The organism is Bacillus sp. PK6-16, assembly GCF_056530295.1.
The window spans coordinates 316386-341597 of record NZ_CP096511.1; the positions used below are offsets into that span (position 1 = coordinate 316386).

A 25212-nucleotide genomic window follows, 5' to 3' on the forward strand; every position below is an offset into this window, starting at 1 on the left:
ACAGGAACGATTTTAATGTAAAGATTTTGTGAATCTTTTCTTTGTAATTAAAATTGAAAAAGTCATAAATGATTATGTCTAAACCATAAAGTAGTAGAAGTAGTGCTGGGAAATTTATATAAGGAGAATGCCTTATGACAACACATTTCTTTGCCAGGTTAACAGGTAAGAGGGAAGTGCCTCCTGTAAATACAGAAGCTTTTGGGGTAGCAGAGTTTATTTTTAGTGATGATTTAACGAAATTGCATTACAGAGTAATACTAAAAAATATAGAAAAGGTTACATCGTGTCAAATTCATTTAGGGAAGTCTACTCAAATTGGTCCTGTTGTTTTATATTTGTATGGTCCACTGGAGCAAGGGATTAGTTTGAACGAGGGAAGTATTACTGGTGTAGTGAATGTAGAGGATTTTGAGGGACCTTTACAAGGGAAATCATTTGTACATTTACTTCAAGAAATTATTCAAGCAAATGTATATGTTAATGTCCATACGAAATCACAAAAAAGAGGAGAAATAAGAGGGCGAGTTAGAAAAGTAAAGAAGTAGAGGAAAAGGCTGTCCATATGTTGGAACAGCCTTTTCTCATTATATAAGGTGCTAGTTTTAGCGATTATTGTCGGTAAATCGATATGTTTTGAAAATCGCTGATATAATCTGAGTTGCGCCGATATAACTCACGTTACGGTCGATATTTTTAAAAACGGCCTCAATTAATTTTTAACAGGCTGATTTTTAATAAAGAAGTCCATAACGTAAAATACTTCGTCATCAGGTATTTGTATTTCAAATGTATTTTCAATCGGTTGCAATGCTTTTTTTACTTTCATATACATCCAGTATTCATCTTGTCTTCTTTTCTCTTTATCAGGGTGAGGAAGAAGGCTTTCTCCTTTTTGAAGGCGGTCAACCATACAGCTCATATGCAGAATAACCCCCATTAAGCTATCAGGAGTTAGCTGTAAGGAAATTAATTCTTGAATTGTATTTAATGCGTAACGAATTGTTTTAATAAGTAATGTCCCATCGTTACGCTGCATTTGTTGTTCAAGAATATCCGCCATTTTTGCATATGTTTCTTCATACGTAATTAATTCTTGAATGGGCTGAATCGCTGTGTAGTTTACGATGTCTTGGAAATGATATGTTAAGCACGGCACTTGCACATCGAAATTCGTGACGATACAAATGATATTACGCTCTTTTTTTATGTTCTCGATCATTTTCGTTAAATCTTTTTCATGGACGATACTAATCGGAATAATTTCAATTAAGTCTTTATCAAATCGTAAATAGTTCTCTAACATTTTTTGAATAGCTAAAGCACTTCCTTCACCAGTTAAACAAGCTGTTAAAATAACAGATTTCATTGGAGAGAGAGGTTTTTTCTTGTCTTCTTGTACGTTTAAGTAAAACGGTGTTAAATTTTTTACTGTTTCATACAGCGCATCTAATGAATAACCGAGCTGAGCTTTTCGAGCTGCTTCTAGTGCATGTGGTGTGCTTGTCATCGAGAGAACACGTACAGGGATTTTGAACTCCGTTTCTAATATGTCACCGATATAAGCAAGTGATCCCATATCGACAAGTAAGAGAAGCCCATTTACATTTTGTAGTGTTTTCATATACACTTTCACACGTTCCAAGAAATCTTTCGGTGATTCGTGTAACGGCATATCAATACCGGTTACTTCCTCAATGCCGAGAAGTTCGTTTGCAACGTTTGCCATTTCAGTTGCGATACCATTACCGTGTGCTAATATTAATACTTTTACTTCTGTTTGTGAGGCAGGAATTGGATCAACAACGAAGAACATTGTTAAAAAGCCAGCTTCATCAATAGGCATTGTTATTTGTAATTCTTCCTCCAGTAGTTGAATGCATTGCATAGCTACGGAAAAAGCTTCTTTATATTTCGTACGAATTTGATTTAATTGTGGGTGATGTATTTGTTTTCCGCTTTGTAAACGTTGTAGAGTTGTCTGTACATGTAAACTTAAAGCAAGAAATACTTTTTCATCAAACGTCTTAGATAAATGCTTTTCAGCAAGTTCCGCTATTTTTTCACATACGGAAACGATATTACGATCCACAATTTTAAAAACATTTTCATGGCTTGTTTTTTTGGATATTTGGTTAAAATATTGTACGAAAAAGCTTTGAACATCATTTTCTATTAGTAATTCTAATTCTTCCTCTTCAATACCACGTGCTTGAAGTTCTTCGTATTTATAGTCAATATAATCGTAAATAGAAGAGCGTTTTTCATCTTCTGTTTTATGATTACTCCAACCTTCCTCACCTGTAAATACAAATGTTTCATTTGGTATTTGGTATAAGTGACGGCTCTTCCTTTCAATGAACAACCCTTCTTTCATATACCAAGGTAAATCTGTACTTGAAACATAGACAGAATCACGTTTCTTTGTGACCAAATCAGAATAGGCTTTCGCACAGGCAATTTGAACATCTGTTTTTAATTGACCGATGTTATTGGGACAATTGTAAAAGACGAAAGCACGCATTGCATTTGGGCTAACGTGAATGTCTTTTCGCAGACGAATTGCTTCATTTGTGAAAAATAGCTGTAGTAAAGCAAAGCGCTCTTTATGTGTACGCTCACGAAGTGGTGGCAGCGTAACAGTCATCGGTATACGTCTTGTAAATGTTTTTAATAAAAATGAATTTGGTTCTTCTGTTGTTGCAGTAATGATTAATACTTGTGCTTTACGTTCGTTCTCTGTTTCTCCAAGGCGGCGGTATACTCCGCGGTCAATAAAGGTGAAAAGCATTTCTTGTCCCTCTGGAGGCAGGCGATGTACTTCATCTAAGAAAAGAATTCCTTCATGTGCTTTTTCAATTAACCCTTTTTGATCACTTGCTCCTGTATAAGCTCCTTTTTTAATCCCAAATAATTGCCCGAGTAGTAACTGTGGGTTATTTGCATAATCAGCACAGTTAAAGACGATAAATGGTGCATCTTTGGGAAGCTGTTTAACTTCAATTGCATATTCGTGCATTAAAGAAGCAAACATAGACTTTCCGACCCCTGTTTCTCCCAGTAGTAAAGTATGCATACCGTTTGGAGGATAGAGAATAGAAGCTTTCGCTTTTTCAATTGCAATTTTAAGGCTCGTATTTTCAATTGCAAATGTATCCAATGAAGTTATGTCTTTTGAATGCGTTTCCAACGAAGTGTTCGTTTCTATGTAAAAACGAACAGGTCGCGTATTTGTTTTTAATAAACGTTTATCTTTTACAAGTTTGTTTAAATCGCTACTTACATTGGCGCGATCTAGTTGCAGAAATGTAGCGAGTTCTGATGCGGTTACACCTTCTGTATAATTGCCTTTTTGTATTGCGTTAAAAATGAGATCTATTCGTTTCATTTCTATTCACCTCGAAACTTCATCACTATTTAAAATTTTACACAAAAATGGGAAGGGTGGGAAGAGAAAAATAAAACAGCTTTAGCACATAGGCACTAAAGCTGTTACAATCTTGTGTCTTTCCAAAAATTTACCTTGAGATGAGAAGAAGGATTATAGGGAAGAAGTTTGTATCCTTGTGACTGTAAATAATCAATTACTTTTGGCAGTATTTGTACGGTTACACTCGAATCATGCATTAAAATGACTTCGACTTGTTCATCACTTTGATTACGTACTCTTTCGAGTATGGCAGAAGGATTGTCATAGCTTTTCCAGTCGTATGTATCGATCGTCCAATCCCACATTTTATACTGGGCCGATACAAGTGCGTCACGGTAATTCTTTTTTAAGTAAGGCATACTACCATATGGAACGCGAACGAGATGTGTATTTAATTTCGTAACTTGCTGGACAATGCTTTGTGTTTGCTCCATTTCTGCAATTAAAGTGGAAGGGTCACCAGTGTAAAGGCGTTTTACATCGTGTGACATACTGTGAAGTCCGATATAATGTCCGTCTTTAATTAATCGTTGCATTGTCTTTTTATAATGTGGTACTTTTCCACCAATAACAAAGAAAGTTGCTTTTCCGTTCTTTTCTTTTAAGATGTTTAAAATTTGTGTAGTATATTTGTTTGGCCCGTCATCAAATGTTAAGTACGCAATTTTTTGTGTAGGAGAAGTTGTTTCAGTATTTGGATGATATTCAGCAGGAATAACAGTTGTTGCTTCAGTATTAGATGATACGTACATAGTAATCGTTAAAAATAAAATAATACATTGAAATACTCGCTTGATCATAACATTCACCCTCAGTTTGACAATCAAGATGTAAAAAAGAAAACTTGATACTTTTCTTATTATGTATATCTTTCTCCAATAGAGGAACTCTCAAACAATCTATATTTTGGAAATATAAAATGAGAATAAAAAATAGCATCCTCTTATAAGAAAGAGGATGCTATTTGAATATTTCATAATTGAAAAGGCTATACTACAATTAGTCTTCGCGTTTTTTCACTTTTTTATAAAAGGAAATGATTGGTTTGTAGCGTTCATGTACAAGCCCGATTATTTCAGCGATGATTTCTGTGAAGAAAATCAAAGCGAAAAGAAGAATAATGGATAGCCATAACGTTGCACTAGTGAAAATAATGGCATTTACACTAAAGAAAATACCGAATGCGTATATAATTAGTACCGTTTTGCGATGAGAGAATCCCATTGCAAGTAAGCGGTGATGTAAATGCGATTTATCTGGTGCTGAAATAGGTTTTTTATTTACGATACGACGGATGATTGCAAAGATCGTATCAAATATAGGTACACCTAAAATGATAATTGGAACGATAAAACTGAATAACGTTACACTTTTGTATAATCCAAGTAACGATATAACAGAAATACAGTATCCTAAAAATAGTGCTCCTGTATCTCCCATGAAAATTTTTGCTGGATGGAAGTTGTAGAATAAAAATCCAATTGTACTTGCTAATATAATTAATGCGAGTGGCAAGATAATAGCTGTTCCAGTACCCCATGGGCTAGTGAAGGCCATATATGCTAGCGTTGCAAGTACGATAGATGAAATCCCAGCAGATAATCCATCTAAGCCGTCAATTAAGTTGATTGCATTTGTAATACCTACAAGCCAAAATACTGTAATTGGATAAGCAAGCCATCCAAGTTCAGTATCCCCAAGGAATGGGATATATAATACTTGCACTAATAATCCACTTTTTACAATCATAATGGCAACTAACAGTTGTCCACCGAATTTTACTCTCGCAGATAACTCGTACATATCATCTAAAATTCCGATGATTACAATGATAATCGCACCTAGCGTTATCGATAACATTCTTTGCTCATATAAGCCGCCGACAACAAATCCTACAGCTACACCAATAAATATTGCTAACCCGCCAAGACGTGGCATAATCTTTTGGTGCACTTTACGTGCGTTTGGCTTATCTGTCGCTCCTATTTTAAAAGCTAATTTAATAACTAAAGGAGTAACGACGAGTACAGTGATGAAAGATGCCAAAATGGCATAAATCACTTGTGAGTCCATTAATACCCCACCCTTTATAGTCTAACGTAATTTTTTTTTGAAAATATATTTATCTGAAAATTATGATGTTTATTTACAGGCTCATAACATATGGTATCACAAAAAGATTAGAATTCAATCTTTTTTTCTTTTTACGGTTAATGGAAGCGAATAGAATATATGACAATTGTATATAGAATGTTGAATCATATGAGAAGGTTAATCGTACTGGACTTCGGAATGTGACATTTCCTCTTTTTCTTCGATAGTGAATACTTTTATTTCAGTATTATAAGTGTTGCACGTAGAAATGAGTAAGTTTCGTGTTAAAATGTGGGAATTTATTACGCGTGACCTGGCAGCCTGATTCTCACTGATTAAGTTTTACTTTATAGTGCATTTAATTTTACAAAAACTTTAAAAAAAGTAAGGGAAGTAATTCATATAATGAAGAAGGAAAAGGGTTTTCTCATTTTTAACGTGAGAGGGGGAAGCACAGGGAGAGTTCTATATTTCATATCTTTTCTATTGTAAATTCCTGTGCGAAAAGGAAATGAAAATTACGATAGTAGGTACTGGATACGTTGGATTGATTACAGGAGTAGGATTGGCAAAATTAGGGCATTCAGTTACATGTTTTGATATAGATGATGAAAAAATTGAACGGATAAAACAAGGGGATTTACCTATTTATGAGGTTAGATTACATGAATTAATAAATTATGCATATGAGAATAATGCTTTAACTTTTACATCAAATAAAGAAGAGGCATTTGATGATGTAGAGTTTATATTTATTGCAGTTGGAACACCACCCTTATTAGATGGGACGGCAGATTTAACGTATATTCAGAGTGCTTGTAACGATATTGGATTATATGCGACGAACGATATTATTGTTGTTACGAAAAGTACAGTTCCAGTAGGTACAAATGATGTAATGAAGGGATGGATTGGGGAGAAGTTAAAAGGGAGGCATACAGTACATATCGTATCGAATCCAGAGTTTTTGCGTGAAGGTTCAGGTATTTATGATTTCTTTCATGGAGATCGTATTGTAATTGGAGCGGATAGTGAGGAAGTAGCAAGAAGAGTAGAGAGTTTGTATAGTGAATTATGTTTAGAGACGTATGTTACAGATATTAAAAGTGCAGAGATGATTAAATACGCGTCGAATGCCTTTTTAGCTACAAAGATTAGTTTCATTAATGAAATTTCAAATATATGTGAGAAGGTAGGCGCGAATGTATTGGATGTTGCCAAAGGGATGGGAATGGATAAGAGAATTGGTGCATCTTTTTTAAATGCGGGCATTGGCTACGGAGGGTCGTGTTTTCCGAAAGATACGAAAGCGTTGGTGCAAATTGCGGGAAATGTTGCTCATGATTTTCGTTTGTTAAAAGCGGTTATTGAAGTAAATAATAAGCAACAGCTGCTATTGATTGAAAAAGCGAAAAAAGTTATGAACATGAGTAAAAAGCGGATTGCAGTTCTTGGCGCATCCTTTAAACCGAATACGGATGATATTAGAGAGGCATCATCTCTTATTATAATAGAAGCATTACTTAATATAGGTGCAGAAATTGTTCTTTACGACCCAAAAGCAATTCAATATGTAAAAAATATATTTGGAGATGCTATACAATATAGTAGATGTATAGATGAATCGATTAGAGATGCGAGTGCGGTTTTCATCGTAACAGAATGGGAAGATATTCAAACTTATCCGTTAGAAAAGTACGTACAACTTATGAGGGAGCCTATTTTATTTGATGGGAGAAATTGTTATACTGATGAAGATGTTAAGAAACAAAAGATAGATTATTACTCGGTGGGAAGAAAAAGTATTTGTAATAGAAAAGTTTCTGTTATGCGTTAAAAAGGGATGTACTCATGCATATTTTTATATGTCATAATAGAAGCTGTAATTAGTGAAAGAAAAGAGGCAATCACATGACTGAACGTTTAAAAGTAATGACAATTTTCGGGACACGTCCAGAAGCAATTAAAATGGCACCTCTTGTATTAGAGTTGCAAAAACACCCAGAAAAAATTGAATCGATTGTGACTGTAACAGCACAGCATCGCCAAATGTTAGATCAAGTATTAAGTATCTTTGGAATTACGCCAGATTTCGATTTAAATATCATGAAAGACCGCCAAACTTTAATTGATGTTACAACGCGTGGTTTAGAAGGTTTGGATAAAGTAATGAAAGAAGCGAAGCCGGATATTGTACTTGTACATGGTGATACAACAACAACATTTATTGCAAGCTTAGCTGCTTTTTATAATCAAATTCCAGTAGGTCATGTTGAGGCGGGCCTTCGTACGTGGGATAAGTATTCTCCATACCCAGAAGAGATGAATCGTCAATTAACAGGTGTAATGGCGGATCTGCATTTCTCACCAACAGCAAAATCAGCAACGAACTTACAGAAGGAAAATAAAGATGAGTCACGTATTTTCATTACAGGAAATACAGCGATTGACGCGTTACAAACGACTGTAAAAGAAACATATAGTCATCCTGTACTAGAGAAACTTGGAAATGATCGTCTTGTACTTATGACAGCTCACCGCCGTGAAAACTTAGGTGAACCGATGCGTAATATGTTCCGTGCAATTAAGCGTCTTGTTGATAAGCATGAAGATGTACAAGTTGTGTACCCTGTTCATATGAACCCTGTTGTTCGTGAAATAGCAAATGAAATTTTAGGTGAACATAACCGTATTCATTTAATTGAGCCGCTAGATGTAATTGATTTCCACAATGTTGCAGCTCGTTCATACTTAATGTTAACGGATTCTGGTGGTGTACAAGAAGAAGCTCCATCACTTGGGGTACCAGTTCTTGTTCTTCGTGATACAACAGAGCGCCCTGAAGGTATTGAAGCAGGTACGCTGAAATTAGCAGGAACAGACGAAGAGACAATCTTTGGTCTTGCTGATGAGTTGTTATCAGATAAAGAAGCTCATGATAAGATGGCGAAAGCATCTAACCCTTACGGTGATGGTCGTGCATCAGAGCGTATTGTAGAAGCGATTTTACAACACTTTAATAAGTAAATAAAAAAAGGCCCAATCGGATAGATTGGGCCTTTTTTTTACGGCTGATTGCGCATAATCCACTCTGCATGAGCATTTGTAGAAGGTGGCGGATCAGTTGGTGTTTTATTTTGGTTTGTCTCTTTTTTTGTTTGTTCGTTAGAGTTAGAACTTGAATTTGAATCAGGATTTGAGTTGTTTTTTGTAGTTGGATTTTTTGCTTTTTCTCCTAATTCTTTTTCAATTTCGTTACGCACCGTTTCTACACTGATTGGATCTGGAAGGAAGTAATAAATACCGCCTATCTTTTTGTCTTCGCCTTCAAGCTTTAACGTTTGCATTGTAGAAGGATCAAATCCAGAAAGTTTATTGTAAAGAGCAAGTCCGTCTGAAATAGGAATGTCGGTTTTTATATATTTTCCAACGACAGCTGTTAAATCTTTAATTTTAAATACAGTAGAGGTGGAGTTTAGTTTATGAGCAACAGCGGCCAGTAATTGTCTTTGTCTAGCAGCTCGACCATAATCGCCATTTGGATCTTGCTTTCGCATACGGACGTAAGCAAGTGCTTCTTCACCGTTTAAGTTTTGCTGTCCTTGCTTAAATTGAATTTTTTTGTAGTAATCCACGTCAGAGCGCTCCCAGAAATCGAAGGGTACGTCAACGGTAACGCCGCCAACAGCATCAACGATACCTTTAAAGCCTTGGAAATCAATTTTCAGATAATGGTCTACAGGAACTTTTAGAAAGCCTTCGACAGTTTTGATTGCCATTTCTTCTCCGCCGTAAGCATGGGCAGCGTTAATTTTGTCTTCCTTATTTTTGCCAACAATTTTAACTCGAGAATCACGAGGAATACTCATAAGTGAAATCTTTTGCGTTTTTGGATTGACTGTTGCAAACATTAATGAGTCTGTACGACCATTTTGACCATCTGTCGCATAATCTTCTATACCCATAATGAGAATTGTAAAAGGTTCTTTTGTAATTTCTACATCTTTGTTTCTTAAATCTGATTTTTCACGAGTAAAACCACTATACATCCCCATAAGAGAAGAGTAAGAATTTAACACATAAACTCCTATGCTGCCAAATAAAAATGCGAAAATAAGGAAGAAGAAAAGTTTCCTTCTTCGCTTCTTTTTTATTCTGCTATTTTGGAGATGATAATAACGTTCTTCCATATATAATCTCCTTAGTTCGTTAGTTCATTTGTAGGGAAGTAATTCACTACATTAATCTTTGAAGGTGATAAATGGGTTATGCTTAGATAACATCTTGTTCTAAGTACAACATATCTCCTTCTGTGATTGTACATTTCCCGTTTGTTAATTCAATCATCCAATCTGCAAATGCTTGTTTGCCGTCTTCTTCTACATACGTATCAAATGTGACATTTTCTAGATAATGAATATCTTTAATGGCATATTTTGAATTGCGTAATTCATTTTCCACTTTGCCAAGTAATGTGTAATCAATCTCGGTTTGCATCACACGCATTAGTTTTCGCTGGACAACACCGACATGATTAATGCCTTCGCTTGTACACTTTCCATATGCACGAATTAATCCACCTGCACCAAGTTTAATGCCACCAAAATAGCGTGTTACGACAACAACGGTATCTTTTAGTCCACGTTTTTTAAGTACTTCCAGCATTGGTACGCCAGCTGTACCGCTAGGCTCGCCGTCATCATTTGCTTTTTGAATATGATCTTGTTCGCCAATTAAATAAGCGGAACAATTATGTGTTGCATTCCAATGTTGTTTTTTTATTTTTTGTATAAATTCTTGAGCCTCTTCCTCAGTCGTTGCTCGGCTAATATAACAAATAAATCTTGATTTTTGAATGACGATTTCGTGTTCGCCGTAGTCTTTGATTGTTAAATATTGTAATAACACTTGTGTACGCCCCTATCTATCAAAATGACTAGTACTTTCCATTTTAAAAGCGAGCCTTTTTATATTCAAACATTTTTTCTAAATATGCTGAAGTTTTTGGTGAGTATTTTATCTTTTTGTTGTAATTTGTCGAGATGGTAGGTATAATTTCAACCGGCATTTTCATGTATGGATGCACCATTTGTAGTTTTCGTGTAAAATTAGGAAATAAAACTTTTTATAAGGCAGGTACGAAAATGAAAATAGCTATTGTTACTGATAGTACGGCATATATACCGAAGCAAATTCGTGATGAACTCAATATATATATGATTCCATTAAACGTTGTGTTTGGAACAGAATCTTATCAAGAAGAAGCTGAAATTTCAGCAGATGATTTTTATGTGAAAGTACGTGAACAAGAGGAACTTCCAAAAACTTCTCAACCAGCAATCGGAAAGTTTGTTGAGCTATATGAAGAACTAGCTAAAGATTATGATGCAGTTATTAGTATTCACCTATCAAGTGGAATTAGTGGTACATATCAAACATCAACGACAGCTGGACAGATGGTAGAGGGTATTGATGTATACACGTATGACTCTGAAATTAGTTGTGAAGTACAAGGATTTTATGTGCGTGAAGGTGCAAAGTTAGCAAGTGAAGGAAAGAACCCAAAAGAGATTATCGCTCGTTTTGATGAAATGAAGAAAACGATGGACGCCTATTTTGTAGTTGATGATTTACATCATTTACAACGTGGTGGTCGATTGAATAGCGCGCAAGCTTTCATCGGCAGTCTGTTACAAGTGAAGCCAGTTTTATATTTTAGAGATAAAATCATTATTCCGTTTGAAAAGATTCGTACACGTAAAAAAGCATTAAAACGTATCATTGAAATTTTTGATGAACAAGCAAGTAAAGGTGTACCTATGGAAGCAGTTATCATTCATGCACAACGTGAAGAAGAAGCGAATGAATGGAAGAAAGAATTAGAAGCAAAATATCCTCACGTCACAATTCGTACAGGTTATTTTGGAGCTGTAATTGGTACGCACTTAGGTGAAGGTGCATTAGGTCTTGGATGGTATACGAAGTAATAAAGATATAAAAAGCTCTCTTTTTAAGAGGGTTTTTTTACGGGTATGTTACGTTTAGTTGACAAGTTAATATTTGGAAATGGTAAAATGTACGTAAAATAAAATAATGAGGAAAGTTTTATAACTTACTTTTTACAAGAAACTATATTATAATAGAAGAGAGGTGAAACATATGGAGCATAATTCTTGTTTATGTCCAAAGTTTGAGTCAGCTTTTACTCTGCTTAGTAAGAAGTGGACTGGCTTAATTATTAAATCTTTGCTTGAAGAGTCGAAACGTTTTAGAGAAATCGCAGATATTATCCCAAATATGAGCGATCGTATGTTGTCAGAGCGTTTGAAGGAATTGGAAAGCGAGGGCATTGTAGTTCGTAATGTCTATCCAGAAGTACCAGTTCGAATCGAGTATGGCTTAACTGACAAGGGAAAAGCGTTAGAAAGTGTTATGGATGAGGTCCAAAACTGGGCTGAGAAATGGATGAAGTAGCATTTCATTTGTATTCGTATATTTAATAAAACGTAAGGGATTCCTTACGTTTTTTCTTTTTTTACAGAAGTGAGAAAAGTATATAAATTTCTACACACATATACAAATTTTGCGCTAGAGATACATATAATATTACATTTGTTTTACAAAAACGTAACATTAGCAAAAAAAATCCCGAATTATGGTATAAATTTTATAGGTTATATACGGAAAAAGAAAAAGAAAGCGGTGTAAAAAATAAAATGAAAAAGCTAAAAATGACATCTTGCGCATTAGTTGCAGGGTTAATGTTTTCTGGGCTAACACCAAATGTATTTGCAGAAGATAAAATTTCTGACGTGAAATCACAAATTAATACACAAAATGACACTTTACATAAACAACAACAAGAACGTGATGAATTACAAAAACAAATGAATGACTTAAACAAAACAATTCAAGGTTTAGATAAATCTGTTCAAGAGAATGCTGCAAAGCTTGATGAAACAACGAAAAAAGTTTCTGATACTGAGCAATTAATTGAAAAGAAAAATAAAGATATTGCAGAATTACAAACAAAGATTGCAAAACGTGAAGAGCTATTAAGAAAGCGTTTAGTTGCACTTCAAGAACAACCAAATACGAACGTTGTAACAGAAGTTCTTGTAAACTCTAAAAACGTTGCAGATTTAGTTGATCGTTTAACTTCTGTTTCTAAAATTCTTGAGTCTGATGAAGATATCATGAAAACACAACAAGAAGATCAAGCTAGTGTGAAAAAAGATGTTGCAACGGTAAAAGAGAAACAAAAAGAATTAAAAGAAGCACAAGCTCAAATTGAAACTGCTAAGAAAGAACTTGACGCTGAAAAAGAGAAAAAAGCAGCAGCGGTAAACGATTTAAGCGGTAAAATGGATACAGTTGTAACTTCAATGACAAGTACGGAAGGTCAATTGAAAGAGCTTGAGAAACAAGCATTACAATTACAACGCATTGCAGAAGAAGAAGCACAAGCAAAAGCTGCACAAGAAGCTGCTGCTCAAAAACAAGCAGAGCAAGCTGCTAAAGCTGCACAAGCTCAGCCAGCACAAGCACCTGCAGAGCAAGCTGCACCAGCAAACAATGGTGGACAAGCTCAAAAAGAAGAGCCTAAAAAAGAAGAACCTAAAAAGGAAGAGCCTAAAAAAGAGGCACCTAAAGCAGAAAAGAAAACACCAGAGCAAAACTCAGCACCAACTCCACCGGATACTGGCGTAATTGGTAAAGCTAAGCAATATTTAGGTAAGCCATATGTTTGGGGAAGTGCATCTCCATCAAACGGTGGTTTTGATTGTAGTGGATTCATTTCTTACATTTTTGGTGTAGGTCGTCAAGACGTTGCAGGTTACTGGAACTCAGTTTCTAAAGTAGGTAGCCCACAACCAGGAGACTTAGTATTCTTCCAAGGTACTTATAAAGCAGGTCCATCTCACATCGGTATTTACGTTGGTAATGGTCAAATGATTCACGCTAGTGATAAAGGAATTGCGTACGGTGATATTAACAGCTCGTATAACCAAAAACATTTCTTAGGATACGGTCGATTCTAGGATTTATAAAAGAATAAAAAACGTGTATAAAGTCGATAGCTTACTATTTTATAAGTAGGTTATCGGCTTTTTTGAGTTTTTACGAGATGATGAGAAAGGTTTATAGTAGTGCTGGAGGTGATTGTTGATGCTAGCGGGGAAACAGTTGCTATTAGACGAACTTTCTTCAGATTTACAGAGGGAATTAAATGATTTGAAAAAGAAGGGAGAGGTCGTGTGTGTACAAGGTGTAAAAAAGAAGGCTTCTAAATATATGTGCCAACGCTGTGGAAATGTAGACCGGCGGCTATTTGCGTCGTTTTTATGTAAAAGGTGCAGTAAAGTGTGCACATATTGCCGGAAGTGTATAACGATGGGGAGAGTAAGTGAATGTACTGTACTTGTTCGCGGGATTGCTGAAAGAAAGAGAGAAAAGAATTCAAATTTGTTACAGTGGAACGGGACGTTGTCTACTGGCCAGAATTTGGCGGCGCAAGGAGTTATAGAGGCTATTAAGCAAAAAGAATCATTTTTTATTTGGGCTGTATGCGGGGCTGGGAAAACAGAGATGTTGTTTTACGGTATTAACGAAGCGCTTCAAAAAGGAGAAAGAGTTTGTATCGCAACGCCAAGAACGGATGTTGTTTTGGAATTAGCACCGAGATTACAAGAAGTATTTCCATATATAAAGGTAGCGGCTTTATATGGAGGGAGTGTAGATAAAGAAAAAGATGCAGTATTAGTCGTTGCGACCACGCATCAATTATTACGTTATTATAGGGCGTTTCATGTCATAGTTGTAGATGAGATAGATGCTTTTCCATATTGTGCAGATCAAATGTTACAGTACGCGGTAAAACAAGCGATGAAAGAAAAAGCGGCGCGTATTTATTTAACTGCGACTCCAGATGAAACGTGGAAGCGAAAATTTAGAAAAGGTGAACAAAAAGGTGTTATTGTTTCTGGACGATATCACCGTCATCCGTTGCCAGTTCCTCTATTTTGCTGGTGCGGAAATTGGAAGAAAAGCCTCAACCGTGAAAGAATTCCTCGAGTTTTACTACAATGGTTAAAGATGCACTTAAACAAAAAGTATCCTGTTTTTTTATTCGTTCCCCATGTACGATATATAGAAGAAATAAGCTCGTTATTGAAATCATTGCATAATAAAGTTGAAGGGGTACATGCAGAAGATCCGATGAGAAAAGAGAAAGTCGCAGCGTTCAGAAAGGGAGAAATCCCATTATTAGTTACAACGACAATTTTAGAGCGAGGCGTAACGGTGAAAAATTTGCAAGATGCAGTTTTAGGGGCGGAAGAAGAAATATTTTCAGAAAGTGCGCTCGTACAAATTGCGGGCCGAGCAGGGCGGAGCTTTGAAGCACCGTATGGAGAGGTCATTTATTTTCACTATGGCAAGACAAAGGCGATGGTGCGCGCGAAAAAACATATTCAAGGTATGAATAAAAATGCGAAAGAACAAGGATTGATCGATTAATGCATTGTTTACTTTGTGATGAGTGTTTTGTAGAAAAGGTTAGTTGGTACACTTTTTTTGTAAAGTGTCATAGAAAATATATATGTGATAGATGTGAGCAGAAACTTTCCTATATTATAGGAGAAATTTGCATGGAGTGCGGGCGACCTTTAGAATTTGTTCCTGCCTCATTTCAAGAAGACGGTATTTGTATAGATTGTATAAGGTGGATGAAAGAGGAGAAGTATCGTTCTTTTAAAAACCGTTCGTTATATATGTATGATGATGAGATGAAAGAAATAGTAGCGCAGTTTAAGTTTCGGGGGGATGCAGAGTTAGTGCACATTTTTTATCGTCCTTTTCGAAGTTTATTTCAAAAGTGTTTTGCCAATGTTTCAACTGTTATCGCTGTTCCGCTTAGTAAGGAAAGGGAAGTTGAACGTGGTTTTAATCAAGCTGAGTTATTAGCAACTTGTTTGCCTGTCAAAATTTCTTATCCATCATTAAGAAGAAGGGAAACAGAAAAGCAAAGTAAGAAGACACGTAAAGAAAGGGTGTCAGGAAGCAATCCTTTTTATTTTCAGGGAGAAGAGATGTTTTCTGGGCAACATATTTTACTCGTTGATGACGTGTATACGACAGGGATTACGGTCAGGCAAATCGGAAGTTTGTTATATGAAAGAGGGGCAAGGGAAGTATCTAGTTTGACACTTTGTAGAAGTTAATATGGCAGTGTCGAAAGGGATAAGAAAAAGGCGATAAGTCTTCTTTGACTTCATATGTTGTCATTCGTTATAGTCAAAATATGGGGCGAATACCCTGATTTTTAGAGTGAAGGGAATGGAATGAACATGCAAGGAAGAGTGAAATGGTTCAATGCAGAAAAGGGATTTGGGTTTATTGAGCGTGAAGATGGTGACGATGTATTTGTCCATTTTTCTGCTATTCAACAAGATGGGTATAAGTCATTGGAAGAAGGGCAACAAGTAGAGTTTGACATTGTAGATGGAGCACGTGGACCACAAGCAGCTAATGTTGTGAAACTGTAGGGTATATTGTTTTGGGAAGAGAAAGCTGCGTTTGTGGCAACGTTATATATATGTAGTAGAACCTCTTGTTTTTCGCAAGGGGTTTTTGTTATAGGGTAAGTTGTCAAAAAGTTGTTTCTTTTCTGTAACGAATTGTCCACAGAAATATTCGTTATTCACGATGTTAATAGGATAAAATAAAGATAGAAACGATGCATCTTTTCATTTCAACAAAAAACGATAAAAAAATCGCAATTCCACTAATTTTTTTAAAAAAGTTAGAAGGAGTTTTTAAGCCAATGTCGAAATTATAGTACATAGGCTTGAAAGGAGGAATTCATCTATGAAATTCAACATTCGTGGTGAAAATATTGAAGTAACTCCAGCATTAAAGGAATATGTAGAGAAAAAACTAAGTAAGTTAGAGCGTTATTTTGATACATTCCCAGAGATTAAAGTTAATTTAAAAGTATACTCTGACAAGCAACGTGTCGAGGTAACAATTCCATTTACTGATTTATTACTTCGTGCAGAAGAAACTAATAGCGATATGTACGCTGCTATCGATTTAGTAGTTGATAAAATTGAGCGACAAATTCGTAAACATAAAACAAAAGTAAATCGTAAGTTACGTGAGAAAGGTTCTATAAAAACGAACTTTATCCTTCCAGAAGCAGTAGCTGTTTTGGATGAGGTAGAAGAAGATGAATTAGAACTTGTACGTACAAAACGATTCGATTTAAAACCGATGGACGTTGAAGAGGCAATCCTGCAAATGGATATGCTAGGACATAATTTCTTCGTCTTCACAAATGCTGATACAAACGAAACTAATGTTGTATATGGCCGTAAAGATGGGAAATACGGTTTAATCGAAACTAAATAATAATTCGAAAGCGCAGCCAAATGAGGCTGCGCTTTTTTTGCTGAAAATAGATTTTTAAAAAACTTTTCTTAATTTAGAACGAGACAATCGGCCGATTGTTGTCATAGTTATAAGACAAGTGTTACAATTATCATTAGGTATATACATTTTAGTTTTTTTAATTAGGAGAAAAATTGGCATAACATACATTTGATTTTTATAACGACTGATTGTAATAGAGAAAAAGAAAAACAATCGGAAGTTTTATTTTAATAAAAAGAGGAGCGTATTTCCTATGATCGGTATTTTAAAAAAGGTGTTTGATGTAAATCAACGCCAAATTAAACGTATGCAAAAGACAGTTGAGCAAATTGATGCATTAGAGTCATCTATTAAGCCACTAACTGATGAACAATTAAAAGGAAAGACGCTTGAATTTAAAGAACGTCTAACAAAAGGTGAAACAGTAGATGATCTACTACCTGAAGCTTTTGCAGTTGTTCGCGAAGCGGCAACTCGTGTTCTTGGAATGCGTCCATATGGCGTACAGTTAATGGGTGGTATTGCCTTACATGAAGGGAATATTTCTGAGATGAAAACGGGTGAAGGTAAAACGTTAACATCTACATTACCTGTATATTTAAATGCTTTAACAGGAAAAGGTGTTCACGTTGTTACAGTCAATGAATATTTAGCACAACGTGATGCGAGCGAAATGGGACAACTTCATGAGTTCCTTGGCTTAACGGTAGGAATTAACTTAAATAGTATGTCACGCGAAGAGAAACAAGAGGCTTATGCTGCTGATATTACGTATAGCACAAATAATGAGCTTGGATTCGATTACTTACGTGATAACATGGTTTTATATAAAGAGCAGTGCGTTCAACGTCCACTTCACTTTGCTATTATCGATGAAGTCGATTCTATTTTAGTCGATGAAGCACGTACGCCGCTTATTATTTCAGGACAAGCTCAAAAATCAACAGAGCTATACATGTTTGCAAATGCATTTGTTCGTACGTTAGAAAATGAAAAAGATTATTCATTTGATGTGAAAACGAAAAATGTAATGCTAACAGAAGATGGTATTACGAAAGCAGAGAAAGCTTTCCATATTGAAAACTTATTCGATTTAAAACATGTAGCACTTCTTCACCATATTAATCAGGGGCTTCGTGCACACGTTGTTATGCATCGTGATACAGATTATGTTGTACAAGAAGGCGAAATCGTAATTGTAGACCAATTCACTGGTCGTCTTATGAAAGGTCGTCGTTATAGCGAAGGATTACACCAAGCGATTGAAGCAAAAGAAGGTGTAGAAATTCAAAATGAAAGCATGACGCTTGCAACAATTACATTCCAGAACTACTTCCGTATGTATGAAAAATTATCTGGTATGACTGGTACAGCGAAAACAGAGGAAGAGGAATTCCGTAACATTTACAATATGAACGTTATTGTAATTCCGACAAACAAACCGATTATTCGTGATGATCGTGCCGATTTAATCTTTAAATCAATGGAAGGTAAGTTCAATGCTGTTGTGGAGGATATTGTAAATCGTCATAAAAAAGGACAACCTGTTCTTGTAGGTACAGTTGCAATTGAAACTTCAGAGCTTATTTCAAAAATGTTAACGCGTAAAGGTGTACGTCATAACATCTTAAATGCGAAAAACCATGCTCGTGAAGCAGATATCATTGCAGAGGCTGGTATTAAAGGTGCTGTAACAATCGCGACGAACATGGCAGGTCGTGGTACAGATATTAAGCTTGGAGACGATGTGAAAAACGTTGGTTTAGCAGTTATCGGTACAGAGCGTCACGAAAGTCGTCGTATTGATAATCAGTTACGTGGTCGTGCTGGTCGTCAAGGGGACCCTGGTGTTACGCAGTTCTACTTATCGATGGAAGATGAATTAATGCGCCGATTTGGTTCAGATAATATGAAAGCAATGATGGACCGCCTTGGTATGGATGATTCTCAGCCGATTGAAAGTAAAATGGTTTCTCGTGCGGTAGAATCTGCACAAAAACGTGTTGAAGGAAATAACTATGATGCACGTAAGCAGTTACTGCAATATGATGATGTACTTCGTCAGCAACGTGAAGTTATTTACAAACAGCGTCAAGAGGTAATGGAGTCTGACAACTTACGCGGCATTATTGAAGGTATGATGAAATCTACAGTAGAACGTGCTGTTGCTCTTCATACACAAGAGGAAATTGAAGAAGATTGGAACATTAAAGGTCTTGTTGACTACTTAAATACAAACCTTCTTCAAGACGGAGATGTAAAAGAAGAAGAATTACGTCGCCTTGCTCCTGAGGAAATGAGCGAGCCAATTATTGCGAAATTAATTGAGCGATACAATGAAAAAGAAAAGCTTATGCCAGAAGAGCAAATGCGTGAGTTTGAGAAGGTTGTTGTATTCCGCGTTGTAGATACGAAATGGACAGAGCATATTGATGCGATGGATCACCTTCGTGAAGGTATTCATTTACGTGCTTATGGTCAAATCGATCCACTTCGTGAGTACCAAATGGAAGGGTTCGCGATGTTCGAGTCAATGGTTGCTTCTATTGAAGAGGAAATTTCTCGTTACATTATGAAAGCTGAAATTGAACAAAACTTAGAACGTCAAGAAGTTGTTCAAGGTGAAGCTGTTCATCCTTCTAGCGATGGCGAAGAAGCAAAGAAAAAGCCAGTTGTAAAAGGTGACCAAGTGGGCCGCAACGATTTATGTAAATGTGGTAGCGGTAAAAAATATAAAAACTGCTGTGGTATCGTTCAGTAATATAGGACGGTAGCTTAGGCTGTTTTGCAAACTTTTATATCAAAAATGTATAATTAAGAAGGATTAAACTCTCTCCGTAATAAGTGGAGAGAGTTTCCCTTGTTTTCATACGAAAGTAACAGCAATTACATAGAGGTGAAGGAAATGGAATTAGTAGAAATTAGACAGGAATTAGAGAAAATGGCTAAGCGATTAGCGGCTTTTAGGGGGTCTCTTTGACCTCCCTACTAAGGAGAAACAAATTGCAGAATTAGAAGAGAAAATGATGGGCGCAGGATTTTGGGATGACCAACAAGGCGCACAAGCTGTAATTAATGAAGCGAATGCGTTAAAAGATATGGTTGGAAAGTTCCGTCAGTTAGATGAGACGTTCGAAAATTTAGAAATCACGCATGAGCTTTTAAAAGAAGAGTATGATGAAGATTTACATGAGGAATTAGAATCAGAAGTAAAAGGATTAATTCAAGAAATGAATGAGTATGAGCTTCAGTTACTATTAAGTGATCCTTATGATAAAAATAATGCGATTTTAGAATTACATCCAGGTGCAGGTGGAACTGAGTCACAAGACTGGGGTTCTATGCTATTACGTATGTACACACGCTGGGCTGAAAAACGCGGATTCAAAGTAGAAACGGTTGACTATTTACCAGGTGATGAAGCTGGTATTAAGAGTGTAACTTTATTAATTAAAGGTCATAACGCTTACGGTTACTTAAAAGCAGAGAAAGGTGTACATCGTCTTGTACGTATTTCACCATTCGATTCTTCAGGGCGTCGTCATACATCATTCGTATCTTGTGAAGTTGTACCAGAGTTCAATGATGAAGTTGAAATCGAAGTACGTACAGAAGATTTAAAAATTGATACGTACCGAGCAAGTGGAGCTGGTGGACAGCACGTAAATACGACAGATTCAGCAGTTCGTATTACACATACACCGACAAATACGGTTGTAACATGTCAGTCGGAGCGTTCTCAAATTAAAAACCGTGAGCATGCGATGAAAATGTTAAAAGCGAAATTATATCAAAAGAAACTAGAAGAGCAACAAGCAGAATTAGATGAAATTCGCGGAGAGCAAAAAGAAATCGGATGGGGTAGCCAAATCCGTTCTTACGTATTCCACCCGTATTCTCTTGTAAAAGACCATCGTACAAATACGGAGGTTGGTAACGTACAAGCTGTTATGGATGGAGAGATTGATCCATTTATTGATGCTTACTTACGTTCTCGCATCTAATAAGCGAAAAAAAGCCAACGAAATTGTTGGCGCATGCTGAGGACAATAGAGGATATAAAGAATTTGATTTTATTTTTATAGATGAAGTAAAGAGGAAGAGAAGTTGGAAACGACAACTTCTCTTTTTGATGGGATTATATGTAGATTACAATGCTGTATATTGTTTTGTAAAAAGTAGAGAATAGTAAAATAGAGCGGTAATATGGTAAAGATTTATATAGAACTTTTCTAATTTTCCTTTTAAAAAGGATGCTTTATAGAAGTTTTTTTAGTTGTTCACAGAATTGAAACAACTTATGAAAGCTTTATTTTATCAAGGTTCTCACTGTATTTTTGAGGAATATGAAATACACCTTAGTTTTTCTATATAAAGATAATGCTTATAATGAAAATGAGTGTGTTAGGAATAAAAAGAATATCAACAATGGGGAGCGATAGAAGTGAAAAAGAAATTGTTGGCTATTGCGCTAGGGACATCGGTTGTTTTTGCTTTAGGAGCATGCGGAAATAAAGAAGAGAGTAAGTCTTCGAAACAGTCTGCAAGCACAGACAGCGCAGAACAAATTTTCCAAAGAAGTTGTGCGGGATGTCACGCAACAGATTTATCAGGGGCAACTGGACCTGATTTAAGAAAAGTAGGCGGTAAGTACGACGCTGCAGATATCGAAGAGATTATTAAAAAAGGCCGCGGTTCAATGTCACCAGGACTTATTCAAGGTGAAGATGCGAAAAAAGTGTCTGAATGGTTAGCTGAACATAAATAAAAAAGGTGAAATGGACGAGTTGATAATATAGTCAACTCGTTTTCCTTTTTTCTGGTATGTAACATAACTGTAACAAAAATGTATCCAAATTGGAAACCGTTTGATGTTACAATGGGGTTTGTAGAATTTTGCTGAAATATATTACATAGAGTGGTATTGCTTATGAGAAAGCATAAGTAAACTATCTTCAACAAGGATGACTAAATGAAAATGAAGGATGTCTTTTGTTTTCAGATGTACAGAAAAGTATTTCGAAAAAAATCATTAAGTATTGGGTGATAAATAATGATAAAAATGACGAATGTTTATAAGGAGTACCCGAATGGTATGAAAGCCATTGCTGGTCTTACAGTTAACATTAAACAAGGTGAATTCGTATACGTAGTTGGACCGAGTGGAGCCGGAAAATCTACATTTATTAAAATGATGTATCGTGAAGAGAAACCATCTACAGGATCTATTAATGTAAATGGACTTACTATCGAAACATTGGCAGAAAGAGACGTTCCGTATTTTCGTCGTCAATTAGGCGTGATTTTCCAAGATTTCAAATTGCTACCTAAATTAACGGTATATGAGAATGTTTCGTTTGCTTTAGAAGTAATTGAAGAAGAACCGGATGCAATTCGTGAGCGTGTAACAGAAGTTCTAGGTCTTGTAGGCCTTGAAGATCGTGCAGACGCACTTCCAAGTGAGCTTTCGGGCGGGGAGCAACAACGTGTGGCTATTGCAAGAGCAATTGTAAATAGACCAAAGGTTGTAATTGCCGATGAGCCAACAGGTAACTTAGATATTGAAACAGCTCTTGATATTATGAATATTTTTACTCGCATTAATGAGCGCGGCACAACGATTGTTATGGCGACGCATAATGCAGATATCGTAAATACAATCCGTCATCGTGTAATCGCGATTGAAGGCGGAAAAATTGTTCGAGATGAGATTGAGGGAGGATACGGATATGAAGGCTAAGACCCTTAGTCGACATTTGCGAGAAGGTGTAAAGAATCTATCACGTAACGGATGGATGACATTTGCTTCTGTTAGTGCAGTAACAGTTACATTATTACTTGTAGGTGTCTTTTTAACAGCGATTATGAATATGAACCATTTTGCGACGAAAGTAGAGCAAGATGTAGAGATTCGTGTACACATTGATCCAGCTGCAAAAGAAGCGGATCAAAAGAAATTAGAAGAAGATATGAGTAAGATTGCAAAAGTAGATTCTATTAAATATTCTTCTAAAGAAGAAGAGTTAAAACGTTTAATTAAAAGCTTAGGTGATAGTGGAAAAACGTTTGAGTTATTTGAACAAGATAACCCACTTAAAAACGTATTCGTTGTAAAAGCAAAAGAACCAACCGATACAGCGACAATCGCGAAGAAGGTTGAAAAAATGCAGTTTGTTAGTAATGTTCAGTACGGAAAAGGGCAAGTTGAACGATTATTTGATACTGTAAAAACTGGTCGTAACATTGGGATTGCGTTAATTGCTGGTCTTTTATTCACAGCGATGTTCTTAATCTCTAATACAATTAAAATTACAATTTATGCTCGTAGTACAGAAATTGAAATTATGAAACTTGTTGGTGCAACAAACTGGTTTATTCGTTGGCCATTCTTGCTAGAGGGATTATTCTTAGGAGTATTAGGATCAATTATTCCAATTGGCCTAATTCTAATTACGTATAATTCGTTGCAAGGTGTGTTTAATGAAAAACTTGGCGGAACAATTTTCGAGCTTCTACCATACAGTCCGTTCGTATTCCAATTAGCTGGTTTACTAGTGTTAATCGGTGCTTTAATCGGTATGTGGGGAAGTGTAATGTCAATTCGTCGCTTCTTAAAAGTATAAAAAGTTGCAAACATAATTCGTACAAGCTTATCATATAGTAGAAATAGGTAAAGGCATCACACACTGTGTGATGCCTTTTGCTACACCACCTGTGTGTTTTGGAAAGGGGAATTCCGCATTGAAACGTAGAGTTGCAATTATTGGAATGGTTGTTGCATTTTTAATTGGTGCTGGCGGAATGTTTGCAGGCATGTCTGTATTTGGGGTTAACCCATCAGAAGTAACGCAAACAATTTCGAGTGGGAATGCTAGCACTGCGCAAGGGAATTTGGCAAAAATTAATGAGGCGTATGCACTAATTGATTCACGTTATGTGGAAGACGTGAAAGATGAAAAGTTAGTTGAAGGTGCAATACAAGGTATGTTGTCTACGCTGAAGGACCCTTATTCCACGTATATGGATAAAGAAACAGCCAAACAGTTTAGTGAATCGCTTGATCCCGAATTAGAGGGGATTGGGGCTGAGGTGAACAAGACGGACGGTAAGCTTATTATCGTATCGCCAATTAAAGGTTCACCAGCAGAAAAGATAGGAATTAAACCGAATGACCAAATTTTATCTGTAGATGGAAACAGTGTGAAAGACTTATCACGTGAAGAAGCAGTATTAAAAATTCGTGGTAAAAAGGGAACGACTGTCGCAATTGAAATTAAACGTGCGGGAGTAACTGATCCGATTGTATTTAAAATTAAGCGTGAAAAGATTCCGATCTTTACAGTGTTTAGTTCTGTGAAGCAAGAGAGCGGAAAAGATATCGGTTATATGCAAATCACTTCTTTTGCTGAAAATACAGCGAAAGAATTTAAGGATCAGTTAAAAGAGTTAGAGAAGAAAAATATAAAAGGCTTAGTTATTGACGTGCGTGGTAATCCTGGTGGCTACTTAAATAGTGTAGAAGATATACTAGGGGAAATTATGACGAATAAAAAGCCGATGCTACAAGTAGAACAGCGAAATGGTGAGAAGAAGAAATTCTCTACGGAACTGAAAGAGAGAAAACCATATCCAATTTCAGTATTAATTGATAATGGAAGTGCTTCTGCTTCAGAGATTTTAGCGGGTGCGCTAAAAGAAGGAGAAGGATACGATTTAATTGGTGAAAAGACATTTGGTAAAGGTACTGTCCAGCAAGCTGTTCCATTTAAAGACGGCAGCAACATTAAATTAACGATGTTTAAATGGTTAACGCCGGATGGGAACTGGATTCATAAAAAAGGAATCGCGCCAACAGTAGAAGTGAAGCAACCAAATTATTATCATGCGACACCAATTCAAATTGAAAAAACACTTTCATACAATTCAAATGATGTACAAGTAAAACATGCTCAGGAAATGCTTAAGAGCTTAGGTTATGTACCAGGTCGTGAAGATGGATACTTTAGTAAAGAGACAGAATCGGCTTTGAAAGCATTCCAAAATGCAAATGAAATGGAAGCGACAGGACAGCTTGATAAAAAGACAGCTGAAGCGATTCAAACTAAAATTATCGAAAAAATCCGTTCTGGAGAAAATGATCTACAATTACAGTCAGCATTAAAATTAATGGCAAAATAAGAAGAAATACAGGCAGTTTGCTGCCTGTATTTTTTTGTGTTAAACAAACGTTTGTTTAGTTATGATAATATAAAAAG

At 36.0% G+C, this 25212-nt stretch carries 20 protein-coding genes and 1 pseudogene; 16 read left to right on the forward strand and 5 right to left on the reverse strand.

Going from position 1 to position 25212, the window contains the following annotated elements; translation table 11 throughout:
* Positions 1-134 precede the first annotated feature (134 nt).
* Positions 135-548 (forward strand): exosporium regulatory protein ExsM, encoded by a 414-nt coding sequence (gene exsM / locus M1D66_RS01500; RefSeq protein ID WP_000207046.1) that lies wholly within the window; start codon positions 135-137, stop codon positions 546-548.
* 164 nt (positions 549-712) lie between these two features.
* Here the strand turns inward: exsM and M1D66_RS01505 are convergent, their stop codons facing one another.
* The 3 genes from M1D66_RS01505 to M1D66_RS01515 form a co-directional block, all read right to left on the reverse strand.
* The gene (locus M1D66_RS01505; protein ID WP_242554944.1) at positions 713-3388 is read right to left on the reverse strand and encodes a sigma-54-dependent transcriptional regulator; all 2676 of its coding nucleotides are present in this window, start codon (positions 3386-3388) and stop codon (positions 713-715) included.
* Between the two features lie 104 nt (positions 3389-3492).
* Positions 3493-4230 carry a polysaccharide deacetylase family protein gene (locus M1D66_RS01510; protein ID WP_000597149.1) on the reverse strand — a complete coding sequence of 246 codons (738 nt, stop codon included), beginning with the start codon at positions 4228-4230 and terminating at the stop codon, positions 3493-3495.
* 199 nt (positions 4231-4429) lie between these two features.
* Positions 4430-5503, reverse strand: coding sequence for a glycosyltransferase family 4 protein (locus M1D66_RS01515; protein WP_000378319.1), 1074 nt, complete (start codon positions 5501-5503; stop codon positions 4430-4432).
* A gap of 532 nt (positions 5504-6035) precedes the next feature.
* Between M1D66_RS01515 and M1D66_RS01520 the strand changes: the two genes are divergently transcribed.
* Positions 6036-7361 carry a UDP-glucose dehydrogenase family protein gene (locus tag M1D66_RS01520; RefSeq protein ID WP_086385580.1) on the forward strand — a complete coding sequence of 442 codons (1326 nt, stop codon included), beginning with the start codon at positions 6036-6038 and terminating at the stop codon, positions 7359-7361.
* Between the two features lie 74 nt (positions 7362-7435).
* Positions 7436-8551: a non-hydrolyzing UDP-N-acetylglucosamine 2-epimerase gene (wecB, locus tag M1D66_RS01525; protein WP_000140145.1), complete on the forward strand. Its 1116-nt coding sequence runs from the start codon at positions 7436-7438 to the stop codon at positions 8549-8551.
* 38 nt (positions 8552-8589) lie between these two features.
* On the opposite strand, the gene M1D66_RS01530 is transcribed toward wecB, so the two are convergent.
* On the reverse strand, positions 8590-9714 hold the full coding sequence (locus M1D66_RS01530; protein ID WP_000392797.1) for an LCP family protein: 1125 nt from the start codon (positions 9712-9714) through the stop codon (positions 8590-8592).
* Positions 9715-9796: 82 nt separating this feature from the next.
* A complete protein-coding gene (locus tag M1D66_RS01535; protein ID WP_086385578.1) occupies positions 9797-10432 on the reverse strand; it encodes a YigZ family protein in 636 nt (211 codons plus the stop codon).
* A 236-nt stretch (positions 10433-10668) separates the two neighbouring features.
* On the opposite strand from M1D66_RS01535, the gene M1D66_RS01540 reads away from it, so the two are divergent.
* The 13 genes and pseudogenes from M1D66_RS01540 to M1D66_RS01600 all read left to right on the forward strand — a co-directional run bounded on the left by M1D66_RS01540 (position 10669) and on the right by M1D66_RS01600 (position 25135).
* The gene (locus tag M1D66_RS01540) at positions 10669-11511 is read left to right on the forward strand and encodes a DegV family protein (protein ID WP_000684725.1); all 843 of its coding nucleotides are present in this window, start codon (positions 10669-10671) and stop codon (positions 11509-11511) included.
* Positions 11512-11683: 172 nt separating this feature from the next.
* A complete protein-coding gene (locus M1D66_RS01545) occupies positions 11684-11998 on the forward strand; it encodes a winged helix-turn-helix transcriptional regulator (protein WP_000400857.1) in 315 nt (104 codons plus the stop codon).
* Between the two features lie 138 nt (positions 11999-12136).
* A pseudogene (locus tag M1D66_RS01550) lies at positions 12137-13566 on the forward strand (C40 family peptidase).
* A 127-nt stretch (positions 13567-13693) separates the two neighbouring features.
* A complete protein-coding gene (comFA, locus tag M1D66_RS01555) occupies positions 13694-15043 on the forward strand; it encodes an ATP-dependent helicase ComFA (protein ID WP_242554945.1) in 1350 nt (449 codons plus the stop codon).
* Positions 15043-15747, forward strand: coding sequence for a ComF family protein (locus M1D66_RS01560; protein WP_033666421.1), 705 nt, complete (start codon positions 15043-15045; stop codon positions 15745-15747). Before comFA ends, M1D66_RS01560 begins: the two co-directional genes overlap by 1 nt.
* Positions 15748-15873: 126 nt before the next feature.
* The gene (cspC, locus tag M1D66_RS01565) at positions 15874-16071 is read left to right on the forward strand and encodes a cold shock protein CspC (protein ID WP_001990088.1); all 198 of its coding nucleotides are present in this window, start codon (positions 15874-15876) and stop codon (positions 16069-16071) included.
* 322 nt (positions 16072-16393) lie between these two features.
* Positions 16394-16936, forward strand: coding sequence for a ribosome hibernation-promoting factor, HPF/YfiA family (hpf, locus tag M1D66_RS01570; protein ID WP_000671185.1), 543 nt, complete (start codon positions 16394-16396; stop codon positions 16934-16936).
* A gap of 274 nt (positions 16937-17210) precedes the next feature.
* Complete coding sequence (gene secA / locus M1D66_RS01575; RefSeq protein ID WP_000579385.1) at positions 17211-19718, forward strand: preprotein translocase subunit SecA; 2508 nt, start codon at positions 17211-17213, stop codon at positions 19716-19718.
* Between the two features lie 144 nt (positions 19719-19862).
* Positions 19863-20961 (forward strand): peptide chain release factor 2 gene (gene prfB / locus M1D66_RS01580; protein ID WP_096001716.1). Its coding sequence is split into 2 segments (ribosomal slippage): positions 19863-19934 and positions 19936-20961, totalling 1098 coding nucleotides; the frame shifts between segments, so codons are not numbered across the junction.
* A 440-nt stretch (positions 20962-21401) separates the two neighbouring features.
* On the forward strand, positions 21402-21725 hold the full coding sequence (gene cccB, locus M1D66_RS01585; protein WP_000727971.1) for a cytochrome c551: 324 nt from the start codon (positions 21402-21404) through the stop codon (positions 21723-21725).
* 327 nt (positions 21726-22052) lie between these two features.
* Positions 22053-22697 carry a cell division ATP-binding protein FtsE gene (ftsE, locus tag M1D66_RS01590; protein ID WP_001986924.1) on the forward strand — a complete coding sequence of 215 codons (645 nt, stop codon included), beginning with the start codon at positions 22053-22055 and terminating at the stop codon, positions 22695-22697.
* Positions 22687-23580: a permease-like cell division protein FtsX gene (gene ftsX, locus M1D66_RS01595; protein ID WP_000645027.1), complete on the forward strand. Its 894-nt coding sequence runs from the start codon at positions 22687-22689 to the stop codon at positions 23578-23580. Before ftsE ends, ftsX begins: the two co-directional genes overlap by 11 nt.
* Before the next feature lie 118 nt (positions 23581-23698).
* Positions 23699-25135, forward strand: coding sequence for a S41 family peptidase (locus tag M1D66_RS01600; RefSeq protein ID WP_000830313.1), 1437 nt, complete (start codon positions 23699-23701; stop codon positions 25133-25135).
* Positions 25136-25212: the final 77 nt, after the last annotated feature.

What these genes read in the sequence shown, in the direction of transcription:
- exsM (WP_000207046.1), top strand. Translation starts at nt 135, where the DNA reads ATGACAACACATTTCTTTGCCAGGTTAACAGGTAAGAGGGAAGTGCCT.
- M1D66_RS01505 (WP_242554944.1), bottom strand. Translation starts at nt 3,388, where the DNA reads ATGAAACGAATAGATCTCATTTTTAACGCAATACAAAAAGGCAATTAT.
- M1D66_RS01510 (WP_000597149.1), bottom strand. Translation starts at nt 4,230, where the DNA reads ATGATCAAGCGAGTATTTCAATGTATTATTTTATTTTTAACGATTACT.
- M1D66_RS01515 (WP_000378319.1), bottom strand. Translation starts at nt 5,503, where the DNA reads ATGGACTCACAAGTGATTTATGCCATTTTGGCATCTTTCATCACTGTA.
- M1D66_RS01520 (WP_086385580.1), top strand. Translation starts at nt 6,036, where the DNA reads ATGAAAATTACGATAGTAGGTACTGGATACGTTGGATTGATTACAGGA.
- wecB (WP_000140145.1), top strand. Translation starts at nt 7,436, where the DNA reads ATGACTGAACGTTTAAAAGTAATGACAATTTTCGGGACACGTCCAGAA.
- M1D66_RS01530 (WP_000392797.1), bottom strand. Translation starts at nt 9,714, where the DNA reads ATGGAAGAACGTTATTATCATCTCCAAAATAGCAGAATAAAAAAGAAG.
- M1D66_RS01540 (WP_000684725.1), top strand. Translation starts at nt 10,669, where the DNA reads ATGAAAATAGCTATTGTTACTGATAGTACGGCATATATACCGAAGCAA.
- M1D66_RS01545 (WP_000400857.1), top strand. Translation starts at nt 11,684, where the DNA reads ATGGAGCATAATTCTTGTTTATGTCCAAAGTTTGAGTCAGCTTTTACT.
- comFA (WP_242554945.1), top strand. Translation starts at nt 13,694, where the DNA reads ATGCTAGCGGGGAAACAGTTGCTATTAGACGAACTTTCTTCAGATTTA.
- M1D66_RS01560 (WP_033666421.1), top strand. Translation starts at nt 15,043, where the DNA reads ATGCATTGTTTACTTTGTGATGAGTGTTTTGTAGAAAAGGTTAGTTGG.
- cspC (WP_001990088.1), top strand. Translation starts at nt 15,874, where the DNA reads ATGCAAGGAAGAGTGAAATGGTTCAATGCAGAAAAGGGATTTGGGTTT.
- hpf (WP_000671185.1), top strand. Translation starts at nt 16,394, where the DNA reads ATGAAATTCAACATTCGTGGTGAAAATATTGAAGTAACTCCAGCATTA.
- secA (WP_000579385.1), top strand. Translation starts at nt 17,211, where the DNA reads ATGATCGGTATTTTAAAAAAGGTGTTTGATGTAAATCAACGCCAAATT.
- ftsE (WP_001986924.1), top strand. Translation starts at nt 22,053, where the DNA reads ATGAAAGCCATTGCTGGTCTTACAGTTAACATTAAACAAGGTGAATTC.
- ftsX (WP_000645027.1), top strand. Translation starts at nt 22,687, where the DNA reads ATGAAGGCTAAGACCCTTAGTCGACATTTGCGAGAAGGTGTAAAGAAT.